The sequence below is a fragment of the Geodermatophilus obscurus DSM 43160 genome (assembly GCF_000025345.1).
GTDB classification, from domain to species: domain Bacteria; phylum Actinomycetota; class Actinomycetes; order Mycobacteriales; family Geodermatophilaceae; genus Geodermatophilus; species Geodermatophilus obscurus.
This window is the reverse complement of record NC_013757.1, coordinates 4,761,630-4,773,339: the sequence shown is the minus strand read 5'-3', so window position 1 is coordinate 4,773,339 and position 11,710 is coordinate 4,761,630. Positions and strand designations below refer to the sequence as shown.

The window sequence follows — 11,710 nt, the reverse complement described above, 5'->3', positions numbered from 1 at the left end:
CGCCAGCGAGGAGGAGCGGTGAACGACGTCGTCATCAGCACCGGCGAGGCCGTCGTCTTCTGGGTCCTGGGGCCGATCGCGCTGGCCGGGGCGCTCGGCATGGTGATGTCCCGCAACGCCGTCCACTCGGCGCTGTGGCTGATCAACACGATGCTGGCGCTGGGCGTCTTCTACGTCGTCCAGGAGGCGCCGTTCCTGGGAGCAGTGCAGATCATCGTCTACACCGGCGCCATCATGATCCTGTTCCTGTTCGTGCTGATGCTGGTCGGCCGGGACTCCTCGGACTCGGTGGTCGAGACCCTCCGCGGCCAGCGGGTGGCCGCACTGCTGCTCGGCGCAGGCTTCGCAGCGGTCGTCGGCGCCGGCGTCGCCCGGGCCACCCAGGACCTCCCCGTCGCCGGCCTGGGGGCCGTGCAGGGCGCGGAGACCAGCAACATCGAGGCGATCGCCGGGCTCCTCTACAGCCGTTACCTGTTGGCCTTCGAGGTCACCGGCGCGCTGCTGATCACCGCTGCCGTGGGCGCTCTGGTGCTCACGCACGTCGAGCGGGAGGCGGAGGAGCGGCGCACCCAGAAGGAGCTGTCGCGGGCGCGCTTCCTCACCGACCGGCCGCAGACCCTGCCAGGTCCTGGCGTGTACGCCCGGGCCAACTCCGTCGCCGCGCCCGGCCTGCTACCCGACGGCCGGCTCGCCGAGGACAGCTTCGCGACCGGGATCGAGCCCCAGGAGGTCGAGCAGATGCCGCGTCCCACCGGCCGGGCCGAGCTCGGCACCCCGGACGCGGCGCTGGGGACCCTCGACCCCGCGCCCAGCGACATCCCGGGGGGACGGGACAGGTGAGCGAGCGTGCGAGCGAACCCATGAGCAGAGCAGTCCGACTCACGATGACGACGAGCGCCAGCGAGGAGGAGTCGTGAGTCTGACGAACTACCTGGTGCTCGCCGCGATCCTGTTCACCATCGGCGCGGTCGGCGTCCTCGTGCGGCGCAACGCGATCGTCGTCTTCATGTGCGTCGAGCTGATGCTCAACTCGGTGAACCTCACCCTGGTCACCTTCGCCCGCGCCACCGGCACCATCGACGGCCAGATCATCGCGCTGTTCGTCATGGTCGTCGCCGCCGCCGAGGTCGTCGTCGGTCTCGCGATCATCATGTCGATCTACCGGACCCGCCGGTCGGCGTCGGTCGACGACGCCAACCTGCTCAAGTACTGAGGAACGGGGACCGGGGATGGACACCGCACCGGCCGACGGGCTGATCACCTCCGCCTGGCTGCTCATCGCGCTGCCGCTGGCCGGCGCCGCCGTCCTGCTGCTCGGGGGACGGCGCACCGACCGGTGGGGGCACCTGCTGGGCACCGGCACGGTCGTGGCGGCCTTCCTGCTCGGCCTGCTGTGCACGCTGCAGCTGGACGGCCGGCGGCTCGGCGTCGACCTGTTCACCTTCATCGCCACCGGGTCGCTGGACGTGCAGGCCGGCCTGCTGTTCGACCCGCTCTCGGCGGTCTTCGTCCTGCTGATCACCGGCGTGGGCGCGCTGATCCACGTCTACTCGATCGGCTACATGGCGCACGACCCGCGTCGCCGGCGGTTCTTCGCCTACCTGAACCTGTTCGTCGCGGCGATGCTGCTGCTGGTCCTCGGCGACAACTTCGTGGCCCTCTACGTCGGCTGGGAGGGCGTGGGCCTGGCGTCCTACCTGCTCATCGCCTTCTGGCACGAGCGCCCGTCGGCGGCGACCGCCGCGAAGAAGGCGTTCATCATGAACCGGGTCGGCGACGTCGGGCTGGCGCTGGCGATCTTCCTGATGTTCGCCCAGCTCGGCACGGTCTCCTACGACGGCGTGTTCGGCGCGGTCGGCACCCTGGCCGGCGGCACGGTCACCGCGATCGGGCTGCTGCTCCTGCTCGGCGCGTGCGGCAAGTCCGGCCAGTTCCCGCTGCAGGCCTGGCTGCCCGACGCCATGGAGGGCCCGACCCCGGTGTCGGCGCTGATCCACGCGGCCACCATGGTCACCGCCGGCGTCTACCTCATCGCCCGCTGCGCACCGATCTACGACGCGACGCCCACCGCGCGGGCCGTCGTCCTCGCCGTCGGCGCGATCACGCTGATGATCGGCGCGATCGCCGGTTGCGCCCAGGACGACATCAAGAAGGTGCTGGCCTACTCGACGGTCAGCCAGATCGGCTACATGTTCCTGGCCGTCGGGCTCGGCCCGGTCGGCTACGTCGCGGGCCTCGCGCACCTGCTCACCCACGGCTTCTTCAAGGCCGGCCTGTTCCTGGGTGCTGGCTCGGTCATGCACGCGATGAACGACGACGTCGACATGCGCCGCTTCGGCGGGCTGGCCTCGCGGATGAAGGTCACCTTCGTGACGTTCGGGCTGGGCTACCTGGCGCTGATCGGCTTCCCGTTCCTGTCCGGCTTCTACACCAAGGACGCGATCATCGAGGCCGCGTTCGACCGCGGCGACGGCTGGGGCTACCTGCTCGGCGGGATCGCGATCCTGGCCGCCGGGCTCACCGCCTTCTACATGACCCGGCTGATGCTCATGACCTTCTTCGGCCGCCCCCGCTGGGAGCCCGGCGTCCACCCGCACGAGTCGCCGTCGGTGATGACCGCGCCGATGGTGCTGCTCGCCGTCGGGTCGGTCCTCGCCGGCTTCCTGCTGGTGGTCGCCTTCCCGCTGGAGGAGTGGCTGACCCCGGTCTTCGGCGAGCCCGAGGCGGCCGAGCACGTCGTCGCACCGCTGCTGGTCAGCGTCCTCGTCACCGTGGTGATGGCGCTCGGCGTGCTCACCGCCTGGCTGTTCGTCGGCCGCCGCGAGGTCCCGGTGACCGCGCCGGTGCGGGTGTCGCCGGTGACCCGCGCCGCCCGCCGCGCCCTCTACGCCGACGCGGTCAACGAGTCGCTGTTCATGCGGCCGGGCCAGTGGCTGACCCGCGCGCTGGTCTTCTTCGACAACCGCGGCGTGGACGGCGCGGTCAACGGGCTGGCCGCGACGCTGGGCGGCTCGTCGTCCCGGCTGGGCCGCACCCAGACCGGCTTCGTCCGCTCCTACGCGCTGTCGATGCTCGGCGGCGCAGTGGTCGTCGCGGGCGCGCTGCTGGCGGTGACGGCCGGGTGACCGGGTCCCTGCAGAACCGAGAGGCGACGTCGTGACCGACTTCCCCTGGCTCCTGACGATGATCGCCGTCCCGGCGGTCGGGGCGGCCGTCGTCGCGGCGCTCCCGCGGGGCCGTGACGAGACCGCCAAGCAGGCCGCCCTGGGGGTGAGCCTGCTGGTGCTGCTGCTGGCGGTGCTGGCGACCGTGGCCTTCGACGCCGGCGGGGAGCGGTTCCAGCTGACGACGTCGGTCTCCTGGATCCCCGACTTCGGCGTCGACTTCGCCCTCGGCGTCGACGGCATCGCCCTGGTGATGCTGCTGCTCATCGGCGTCCTGGTGCCGGTGGTGGTGCTCGCCTCCTGGCGCGACGAGCCCACCGGGCACCGGTCGGTGAAGACCTTCTTCGCCTGGCTGCTGCTGCTCGAGTCGCTGATGGTCGGCGTCTTCGCCGCCACCGACGTCTTCCTCTTCTACGTCTTCTTCGAGGCGATGCTCGTCCCGATGTACTTCCTGATCGGCAGCTTCGGCGGGCCGCGCCGGCAGTACGCGGCGGTCAAGTTCTTCCTCTACAGCCTGGTCGGCGGGCTGGTCATGCTGGCCGCCGTCATCGGCCTGTACGTGGTGAGCGCCGCCGAGCTGGGCGAGGGGACGTTCGCCTTCGACGCACTGCGGGGGATCGAGATCGACCCGGGTGTGCAGAAGCTGCTGTTCCTCGGGTTCTTCGTCGCGTTCGCGATCAAGGCGCCGCTGGTGCCGTTCCACACCTGGCTGCCCGACTCCGGTGCCGAGGCGCCGATCGGCGGGTCGGTGCTGCTGGTCGGCGTCCTGGACAAGGTCGGCACCTTCGGCTTCCTGCGCTACTGCCTGCCGCTGTTCCCCGACGCCTCGCGCGACCTCGCGCCGTACGTGCTCGCCCTGGCCGTCGCCGGCGTCCTCTACGCCGCGCTGCTGGCGATGGGCCAGAGCGACATGAAGCGGCTGGTCTCCTACACCTCGATCGCGCACTTCGGCTTCATCGCCCTGGGCATCTTCGCCTTCACCACCGAGGCGGCCACCGGCTCGGTGCTCTACATGGTCAACCACGGCATCGCGACCGGCCTGCTGTTCCTCGTCGTCGGCATGCTCATCGCCCGCGGCGGCTCCCGGGAGGTCGGCGACTACGGCGGCGTGGCCGCCCAGGCGCCGCTGCTGGCCGGCGTCTTCCTCGTCGCAGGCCTGGCCTCCCTCGCGCTGCCGGGCACGAACAGCTTCGTCAGCGAGTTCCTCGTGCTGATCGGCTCCTTCCCGACCCGGCCGGTGTTCACGGTGCTCGCCACCGTCGGCATCGTGCTGGCCGCGCTGTACGTGCTGCTGCTCTACCAACGCACCATGCACGGCCCGCCGCGCGGCGTGCTGCTCGAGCCGTCGCCGGGGACCCCGGCGCCCGCCACGGGTGGCGGGGGCGGGGCCACCGCGGCGACCGCCACCCTCGAGGCCCCGGCAGCGGCGCCGGCCCGGCTGCGGGTGCGTGACCTCTCCCGCCGCGAGCTGGCCGTCGCCGCGCCGATGGTCGCGCTGGTCATCGCGCTCGGGGTCTACCCGCAGCCGCTGATCGACCTGATCGAGCCGGCGGTCGCCGCCACCATGAGCGACGTCGGGGCCGACCCGGCCGGCGTCTCGCCCGAGGCTCCCGTCGAGGGGACGGACTGATGATCGAGGCCCCGGCCCTCTCCCTGGCCGCGCTGGCACCCCTGCTGTTCGTCTTCGGTGCCGCCTGCGTCGGCGTCCTCGTCGAGGCGTTCGCGCCGCGGGAGAGCCGGCACCCGGTGCAGGTCGCCGTCGCGCTGGTCGGCACGCTCGGCGGCCTGGTCACCAGCCTGCTGCTGGCGGGGGAGCGGCAGGTGACCGCCGGCGGTGCGCTCGCCGTCGACGGCCCCGCGGTCTTCCTGCAGGCCACCATCGCCGGCCTCGGCGCGCTGTCGCTGCTGCTGTTCGCCGAGCGCTCGCTGGACCCGGCCCGCTCGGCCTTCGTCGCGGCCGCGGCCGTGCCCGCGGGCAGTCCGCGCGACCGCGAGCTGATGACCGCCCCGCGCGTGCAGACCGAGGTCTACCCGCTGGCCACGTTCGCCATCGGCGGCATGATGCTGTTCGTCGCGGCCAACGACCTGCTGGTCATGTTCGTCGCGCTCGAGGTGCTCAGCCTGCCGCTGTACCTGATCAGCGGGCTGGCCCGCCGCCGGCGGCTGCTGTCGCAGGAGGCGGCGGTCAAGTACTTCCTGCTGGGCGCGTTCGCCTCGGCCTTCTTCCTCTACGGCCTGGCGCTGGTCTACGGCGCCACCGGCAGCATCCGGCTGTCGGCCATCCGCGAGGCGTCCGCCGCGGAGGCCGGCGGCGGCGTCCTGCTGGTGCTGGGGCTGGCCCTGCTCGTCGTCGGGCTGATGTTCAAGGCCAGCGTGGCACCGTTCCACGCCTGGACGCCGGACGTCTACCAGGGCGCCCCGACGCCGGTCACCGCCTTCATGGCCGCCTGCACCAAGGTCGCGGCCTTCGGGGCGATCCTGCGGCTGCTCTACGTCGCGTTCGGCACGAACGAGTGGACCTGGCGGCCGCTCGTCTACGGCATCGCGATCGTCTCGATGGTCGTCGGCGCCGTCCTCGGGCTCACCCAGACCGACCTCAAGCGGATGCTGGCCTACTCCTCGATCGCGCACGCCGGCTTCCTGCTCACCGGCGTCCTCGGCTACGGCAGCGGAGCCGATGGCACGGGCTCGGGCCTCGGGGCCACGATGTTCTACCTGCTGGCCTACGGGCTCACCACGATCGGCGCCTTCGCGGTGCTCACGCTGGTGCGCGACGGCGACGGCGAGGCCACCCACCTGTCGAAGTGGGCGGGGCTCGGCCGCCGCTCGCCGCTCACCGCGGCGGTGATGGCGCTGTTCCTGCTGGCGCTGGCGGGCATCCCGCTCACCAGCGGCTTCACCGGCAAGTTCGCCGTCTTCCGCGCCGCGATCGACGACGGGGCCTGGCCCCTGGTGGTCGTGGCGCTGCTGGCCAGCGCCGTCGCGGCGTTCTTCTACGTGCGCGTCATCGTGCTCATGTACTTCTCCGAGCCGGCCGTGGACGGACCGACGGTCGGCGTCCCCGGCCTGCCGACGACGCTCGTGCTCGCCGTGACGGTCACCGCGACGGTGGTGCTGGGCGTCGTGCCCGGGGCGGTGCTCGATCTGGCGGAGCAGGCGGCTAGATTCGTCGGCTGATGACCGGAGCCAGCGCCGCCGTCGGCGGGGACACCCCGACCGACACCTGGCAGCGGACCTCGACCCCCGCCTCGACGATCGGTCCGTGGCTGCCCGAGGGCGACCTCGGCGTCCGGCTCGCCGCGGGCCTGGGCCGGGTCGAGGAGGCGCTGCGCACCGCCGTCGGCAGCGAGCACCAGTTCGTGCGGGAGGCGGCCGGGCACCTGGTCGCCGCCGGCGGCAAGCGTTTCCGCCCGCTGCTGGCGCTGCTCGCCGCAGAGCTCGGCGACCCGCACGGGCAGGGGGTCACCGAGGCCGCGGTGGTCTGCGAGCTCACCCACCTGGCCACGCTGTACCACGACGACGTCATGGACGAGGCCGTCGTCCGACGTGGGGCGCCCAGCGCCAACAGCCGGTGGTCCAACAGCATCGCCATCCTCACCGGGGACTTCCTGTTCGCCCGCGCCTCCGACCTGCTGGCCGACCTCGGCCCCGAGGCGGTGCGCATCCAGGCGCGGACCTTCGAGCGGCTGGTCACCGGGCAGATCCGGGAGACCGTCGGCGCCCAGCCCGGTGACGACCCGGTCGACCACTACCTCGACGTGCTGGCCGACAAGACCGGCTCCCTGGTGGCGACCTCGGCGCGCTTCGGCGCCTCCTTCGCCGGGGTGGACGCCGAGCTGGTCACCGCGCTCACCGCCTTCGGCGAGGAGGTCGGCGTCGCCTTCCAGCTCTCCGACGACCTGCTCGACATCGTCAGCCGGGACGGCGCGTCGGGGAAGGCGCCCGGCACGGACCTGCGGGAGGGCATCGCCACGCTGCCCGCGCTCTTCGCGCTCGCCGGGGACGACCCGGCCGAGCAGCGGCTGCGCGAGCTGGTCTCCGGGCCCATCACCGACGACGGCGAGCACGCCGAGGCCCTGGAGCTGCTGCGCTCCTCCGCGGCCCTGCAACGGGCGACCGGCGTGCTCCGGGAGTACGCCGATCGGGCGCAGGCGCGGCTGTCCGGCGTCCCCGAGGGGCCGGTCCGCGACGCCCTGTCGGCGCTGTGCGACTACGTCGTCACGCGCACCAGCTGAGCTGGGACCCCCGTGCCCCTCACCGCTCGTAAGAGGACCCCCTGCCCCCCGCCACTCGCGAGCTCGCGGCGGGACCCTGCAGGGGGCCGCCCGTCCCGCTCACCGTCCGCGAGCTCACGGTGAGCCTCCGGACGGGGCCGGCCGCACTCGGCATGGGGGCCATCCTGCTGCTGTCCGCGTGCTCCGCGACGGCCGGGGAGGACGCCGGGGCCGCACCGGCCGGGGAGCGCGCACCCGCTCCGACGACGTCCTCGCTCCCGCCCGCACCGCCCGAGCCCGACCCGGCCTCCGAGCCCCGGCCGGCGCTGGACGTGGCGGTCCTCGCCGAGGGCCTCGACCACCCCTGGGACGTCGCCCGGGCCCCCGATGGCACCCTGCTGCTCGACGAGCGGGGCGGCGGGCTGACCGCGGTGCTGACCGACGGCACGGTGCGCGCGCTGGACGCCGACTTCGGCGACCTGTTCGCCACCGGGGAGACCGGGCTGATGGGCCTGGTGCTCGACCCGGGGTTCGCGCAGGACCGCCGCTTCTACACCTGCCAGGGCATCGAGGAGGGCGGCGGAGCGGAGATCCAGGTGACCGCCTGGACCGTCGACCCGGGCTGGACGACGGCGACCCGCGTCGCCGACCCGTTGATCGACGACATCCCGGTCAACGAGCGCCGCGGCCGGCACGGCGGCTGTCGGCTGCGCTTCGACGACACCGGCGCCCTGCTCGTGGGCACCGGCGACAACGCCGTCGCCGACAACGCCCAGGACCTCGGCACGGTCGCCGGCAAGGTGCTGCGGGTCGACCCGGCCACGGGCGAGGCGGCCGCCGGCAACCCGTTCGTGGGCCGCCCGGACGCCGACCCGCGGGTGCTGACCTACGGGCACCGCAACGTGCAGGGGCTGGCGGTGCGGCCCGGCTCGGGCCAGGTCTACGCCGTCGAGCACGGCCCCCGCCGGGACGACGAGGTGACCCTGCTGCGCGCCGGGGGCAACGGCGGCTTCGCGCCCCGGGGTCCGGGCTACGGCGAGTTCGTGTCGATGACCGACCTGTCCCTGCCCGACGCCATGCCGCCCACCTGGGCGTCGGGGGACCCCACCATCGCTCCCTCGGGTGGGACCTTCCTGGCGGGCGAGCAGTGGCAGGGGTACGAGGGCCTGCTGCTGCTCGGCGTCCTCAGGGACCAGGGCGTCCTGGCACTGCGCGTGGCCGACGACGGCAGCCTGCTGGAGCAGTTCCGGCTGCCCGAGCTGGAGGGCACGTACGGCCGCATCCGCACCGTGCAGCAGGGCGGGGACGGCGCGCTGTACGTCACCACCGACAACGGCGACGGCGAGGACCGCTTGCTGCGGGTCACCCCGCGCGCCTGACCCCGGTCAGACTCCCCGGTCCCGGATCCGGTCCGGCGCCGGCACTCCGGCCGGCAGCAGCGGGCACGGCTCGGGCTCCCCGACGATGGTGCGCAGGGGCAGCACGCCCGCCCACACCGGTGCGGCCAGGTCGCGCTCGTCGTCACCGGGCGGGCCCGTCCGCACCTTGAGGCTGGCCTCGGTCAGGTCGAGGGCGAGCAGCGCGGTGGCGGCGAGCTCCCTGCGGTCGGGCTGCCGGGTGGCGGCCCAGGAGCCGGGGGCCAGCTGCTCGGTGAGCGCCTCCAGGCCCAGCAGGCGCTCGTCCGGGTCGGTCACCGGACGGGCGATGCCGTGGACGACGGCGCACCGGTAGTTCATCGAGTGGTGGAAGGCCGAGCGGGCGTAGACCACGCCGTCGACGTGGGTCACCGTGAAGCAGACCGGCACGCCTGCGGACGCGGCGCGCAGCGTCGCCGCACCGGTGGAGCCGTGCAGGTAGAGGGTGTCGCCCCGTCGCCCGTAGCCGGTCGGCAGCACGACCGGCGAGCCGTCCAGGACGACGCCCAGGTGCCCCACCAGGCCGGCGTCGAGGACGGCGTGCAGCTCGGCGCGGTCGGTCCGGGCCCGCTCGGCGCCCCGGCGGACCATGCTGCGGGCGGTGGGGGAGAGCGGTGGTGCGGTGTCCATGGCCCCACCGTGCCCGATGCGGTGGCCTCGTCCAAGGGCCAATACGCTGGCCTTCCAGCAGGCCACTGCTCGGTGGTCGGAGGAGGTGCAGGGTGGTCGACGTCCCGCCGGTGGTGCTCGACCGCGGATCGGGGACGCCGCTGTCGGTGCAGCTGGCCGACGCGCTGCGGGCGGCCACCGTGGGCGGCACGCTCCGCCCGGGCGACCGGCTGCCCTCCACGCGGGAGCTGGCGGTCGCCCTCCGGGTCAGCCGCACCGTCACCGCCGCCGCCTACGACCAGCTGCTGGCCGAGGGCTGGGCGGACGGGCGCCGCGGTGTCGGCACGTTCGTCGTCGGGGCGCAGACCGCGGCTCCGGCCCGTTCCCCGGCGCGCCCGGCGGCTCCCCGGGTGGCCGCAGCGCCGATCGAGCTGCGCGCCGGCGCACCGTGCCTGGAGGTCCTGGACCGCTCGGCCTGGCGGCGGGCGTGGCGTGCCGCGGGGGACCCCGCTCCCGACGCCGGCCCGGAGCCGGCCGCCGACCCGGGCTTCCAGCGCGCCGTCACCGAGCACCTGCTCCGCCACCGTGGCCTGGCCGCCGCGCCCGAGGACGTGCTGGCCACCGGGGGGACCTCGGCGGCCGTGGCGGAGGTGGCCCGGTTGCTGCCGCCCGGCAGCCGCGTGGGGGTCGAGGACCCGGGCTACCAGCGGGTGGTGGGCGCGCTCCGGGACGCCGGCGCCACCGTGGTGCCGCTGCCGGTCGACCGGAACGGCCTCGTCGTCGACGCGGTCCCCGCGGGGCTGGCGGCGGTCTACTGCACGCCGGCGCACCAGTACCCCCTCGGTCGCCGGCTGTCCGCGGCCCGCAGGCTCGGCCTGGTCGCCCGGGCCCGCGCCGAGGGCTGGTGGGTGCTGGAGGACGACTACGACGGCGAGCTGCGGTACGACGTCGCCCCTCTGCCGCTGCTGGGTGCCCTCGGGCCGGACGTCGTCGTGCACCTGGGCACGAGCAGCAAGATCGTCAGCCCCACGCTCGGCGTGGGGTGGATGGTGGCGCCGCCGGAACTGCGCGCCGCGCTGGTCGCCCGGCGGACGGCAACCGGCAGCCGGCCAGCACGGGCCGGACAGCGGGTGTTCGCCGCGCTGGCCGGCAGCGGTGACCTGGCCCGGCACCTCCGCCGGCTCCGGCGAGAGCTGGTCGTCCGGCGCGAGCAGGTGCTGGCGGCGGTGGCCGCGGGCGGGGCGCAGGCCGAGGGTGACCCGGCCGGCGCCCACGTGCTCGTGCCGCTGCCGGACCGGGCGTCCGAGGAGGCGGTCATCGCCGCAGCGGCCGCGGACGGCGTCGCGGTGGACGGTCTCGGGCGGCACTGGACGGGACCCGGGCCGCACGCGGCCGGACTGGTCGTGGGGTTCGCCGCGCCGACCCGCGCCGACCTGGGCCGCGCCCTGCCGGTGCTCACCGGGGTGCTGCGCGACGTGCTGCGCTGAGTCGGGGAACGACGATCAGCGACCGACCCCTTGCTGCCCGGAGTGGCGCCGGGCGCGCTGCGGCAACAGCGACGGGACCGACCGACTGCTTCGAGTCACGCCGTGCGCGGGATCCGGTGCCGCCTCGACCTGTTCCCCGTGACGTGGTTGTGGTTGTGATGTCCGGCTCGTCTTGGGGAGGGCCGCGGCCGTCATTGCACCCGAGGCCGCACGGATGTGGCCGCCCGGGAGGAAGTCCCATGAACCGTTCACGTCTGCTCCTCGCCCTGTCGGCCGCGACAGCGCTGGTCCTCGCCGGGGGGTCCCCGGCATGGGCCGGCGGCGACGGGCACGACCACGGCGAGGACGCCTGGGCCAAGGTCATCGAGATCAACGACGAGGCCGAGCTCGAGGACGACGGGGACGTGCTCCAGGTCACGTTCGAGTACAAGTGCGAGGACGACGACGAGAAGGTCACGGCCGACGTGAAGGCCGAGGACGGCGACATCAGCTATGAGGCGGACGACGCCGAGCTCGACTGCAACGGCGAGAAGAACGAGATCACCGTCGATCTCGAGAAGAGGGACGACGCGGCCGAGAAGGGCGACAAGGTCGACGTCACGGTCACGATCAACGAGGGTGACGAGGAGCTCGACGAGGAGACCAAGGAGGACGTCGAGGTCGTTGACGAGGAGAACGGCGGCAAGGACGGCGCCGACAAGGACAACGGCGGCGACAAGGACAACGGCGACCACTGATCCGCGGGACGGCGTGCCCGCTCGAACGCCGATGCGCCGAGGGGCGCCCGGGGACTACGGTCCCGGGCGCCCCTCGCGTTCGTC

General features: G+C 73.9%; 10 protein-coding genes. 9 read left to right on the top strand and 1 reads right to left on the bottom strand.

What is annotated here, in order from left to right:
• Window positions 1-18 precede the first annotated feature (18 nt).
• The 7 genes from GOBS_RS22280 to GOBS_RS22250 all read left to right on the top strand — a co-directional run bounded on the left by GOBS_RS22280 (window position 19) and on the right by GOBS_RS22250 (window position 8,757).
• On the top strand, window positions 19-840 hold the full coding sequence (locus GOBS_RS22280; protein ID WP_012950524.1) for an NADH-quinone oxidoreductase subunit J: 822 nt from the start codon (window positions 19-21) through the stop codon (window positions 838-840).
• A 73-nt stretch (window positions 841-913) separates the two neighbouring features.
• Window positions 914-1,213: an NADH-quinone oxidoreductase subunit NuoK gene (nuoK, locus tag GOBS_RS22275; protein WP_012950523.1), complete on the top strand. Its 300-nt coding sequence runs from the start codon at window positions 914-916 to the stop codon at window positions 1,211-1,213.
• A gap of 16 nt (window positions 1,214-1,229) precedes the next feature.
• Complete coding sequence (gene nuoL / locus GOBS_RS22270) at window positions 1,230-3,125, top strand: NADH-quinone oxidoreductase subunit L (protein ID WP_012950522.1); 1,896 nt, start codon at window positions 1,230-1,232, stop codon at window positions 3,123-3,125.
• A gap of 31 nt (window positions 3,126-3,156) precedes the next feature.
• The gene (locus GOBS_RS22265) at window positions 3,157-4,794 is read left to right on the top strand and encodes an NADH-quinone oxidoreductase subunit M (RefSeq protein ID WP_012950521.1); all 1,638 of its coding nucleotides are present in this window, start codon (window positions 3,157-3,159) and stop codon (window positions 4,792-4,794) included.
• Complete coding sequence (gene nuoN / locus GOBS_RS22260) at window positions 4,794-6,341, top strand: NADH-quinone oxidoreductase subunit NuoN (protein ID WP_012950520.1); 1,548 nt, start codon at window positions 4,794-4,796, stop codon at window positions 6,339-6,341. The genes GOBS_RS22265 and nuoN overlap by 1 nt, the downstream gene beginning before the upstream one ends.
• On the top strand, window positions 6,341-7,399 hold the full coding sequence (locus GOBS_RS22255) for a polyprenyl synthetase family protein (RefSeq protein WP_012950519.1): 1,059 nt from the start codon (window positions 6,341-6,343) through the stop codon (window positions 7,397-7,399). Before nuoN ends, GOBS_RS22255 begins: the two co-directional genes overlap by 1 nt.
• A gap of 119 nt (window positions 7,400-7,518) precedes the next feature.
• On the top strand, window positions 7,519-8,757 hold the full coding sequence (locus GOBS_RS22250; protein WP_012950518.1) for a PQQ-dependent sugar dehydrogenase: 1,239 nt from the start codon (window positions 7,519-7,521) through the stop codon (window positions 8,755-8,757).
• A gap of 6 nt (window positions 8,758-8,763) precedes the next feature.
• Here the strand turns inward: GOBS_RS22250 and GOBS_RS22245 are convergent, their stop codons facing one another.
• A complete protein-coding gene (locus tag GOBS_RS22245) occupies window positions 8,764-9,423 on the bottom strand; it encodes a pyridoxamine 5'-phosphate oxidase family protein (protein ID WP_012950517.1) in 660 nt (219 codons plus the stop codon).
• A gap of 92 nt (window positions 9,424-9,515) precedes the next feature.
• Here GOBS_RS22245 and GOBS_RS22240 point away from each other — a divergent pair, with 92 nt between their 5' ends.
• Both GOBS_RS22240 and GOBS_RS22235 read left to right on the top strand, forming a co-directional pair.
• Entirely contained in the window at window positions 9,516-10,889 is a 1,374-nt protein-coding gene (locus tag GOBS_RS22240) for an aminotransferase-like domain-containing protein (RefSeq protein WP_012950516.1), read from the top strand.
• Window positions 10,890-11,128: 239 nt separating this feature from the next.
• Entirely contained in the window at window positions 11,129-11,626 is a 498-nt protein-coding gene (locus GOBS_RS22235) for a hypothetical protein (protein WP_012950515.1), read from the top strand.
• Window positions 11,627-11,710 lie beyond the last annotated feature (84 nt).

What these genes read in the sequence shown, in the direction of transcription:
- GOBS_RS22245 (WP_012950517.1), bottom strand. Translation starts at nt 9,423, where the DNA reads ATGGACACCGCACCACCGCTCTCCCCCACCGCCCGCAGCATGGTCCGC.
- GOBS_RS22255 (WP_012950519.1), top strand. Translation starts at nt 6,341, where the DNA reads ATGACCGGAGCCAGCGCCGCCGTCGGCGGGGACACCCCGACCGACACC.
- GOBS_RS22235 (WP_012950515.1), top strand. Translation starts at nt 11,129, where the DNA reads ATGAACCGTTCACGTCTGCTCCTCGCCCTGTCGGCCGCGACAGCGCTG.
- nuoN (WP_012950520.1), top strand. Translation starts at nt 4,794, where the DNA reads ATGATCGAGGCCCCGGCCCTCTCCCTGGCCGCGCTGGCACCCCTGCTG.
- nuoL (WP_012950522.1), top strand. Translation starts at nt 1,230, where the DNA reads ATGGACACCGCACCGGCCGACGGGCTGATCACCTCCGCCTGGCTGCTC.